General features: G+C 68.3%; 1 protein-coding gene. It reads right to left on the bottom strand.

All coding sequences use genetic code 11. From position 1 onward, the window contains the following. Position 1: 1 nt before the first annotated feature. Positions 2-262 (bottom strand): helix-turn-helix domain-containing protein (locus P6709_RS20025; protein ID WP_278242652.1); only part of this gene is annotated, 261 nt, incomplete at its 5' end.

Here is a 262-nt window from a genome sequence, read left to right as displayed (position 1 = left end):
TTCACGCCGATCGAAGAGTGAAGCGCCGGCGTTTGCGCCAGAGCGTCGAATCGTCGATGCCGAGCAGGCGCGCCGCGTCGTCGTAGGTCAGACCGCGCGCCAGGATCTTCTCGATGTGCGCACGCTCGATCTCCTCGAGCGTGAAGTCCCCGCCGACGTGGGGTGCAACTGCCCTGGCGGGACCGGGCACGACGCGCTCGGACAAGTCTCCGACGTCGATCTCCTCGCCGTCGCACAGCGCGAGCGCGCGCTGGAGCTCGTT

Source organism: Jeotgalibacillus sp. ET6, from assembly GCF_029667115.1.
Classification (GTDB): domain Bacteria; phylum Bacillota; class Bacilli; order Bacillales; family Jeotgalibacillaceae; genus Jeotgalibacillus.
Note: the sequence above shows the minus strand (reverse complement) of the source record. Positions and strands in the feature narration are given on the sequence as shown.